The following is a 560-nucleotide window of genomic DNA, read 5'->3' on the forward strand; positions in this document are numbered from 1 at the left end:
AAGAAAGAAGCGGAAATCTTATACCGCTCCACACCCGTCTGATAGGCGGCTTATCTACGATCTCCGCCCGCGATTGGCCCAAACCAGGGCGGTGGCTGTAGCACTGTTCTCAGGGGTGTCTGCACGAACGCCGGCGCGCGCCACACATACTCTGCCGCTTGTGCTTTCACTGCCGGGGCAGACCCTGGTCATGACGGATCGTGGCCTCCACCGAAAACGGCTCGCCCACTTTCTCTCGAAAGTTGCCCTGCAGGCCGGTCCAAACCACGACATCGAGATCATGTTCTGCCGCCCATCCCGCGATGGTTTCAGGCAACGGCGGGACGCATCGCCTTGATCCGTCGTGGAAGTAGAAACCCATATGCCGCATGATCGTGCTCTCGCGGCGCTGCAGGTCGGCGATAGCATCGCCCGGGTTCCGGCGCTTGCGGATCGCGTATGCGGCAGGGCAGGACGTGCCGGGGACCGTGCCGATAACCAGTGTTAGCACGCCGATGCGGGATGGTGAGACGCGGCTGAACTCCGGCGGTAAGGCAGGTCCGTCAAATTGCCAGTCGTCG

The 560-nt window shown here is 62.1% G+C and carries 1 protein-coding gene; it reads right to left on the reverse strand.

Annotated features, from left to right (window positions below):
* Nucleotides 1-166: 166 nt before the first annotated feature.
* Nucleotides 167-560, reverse strand: a 394-nt coding sequence (locus ACODTY_RS24145) for a hypothetical protein (protein WP_488996704.1), incomplete at its 5' end; no start/stop codon positions are given.

This window comes from Mesorhizobium sp. FG116, from assembly GCF_057809835.1.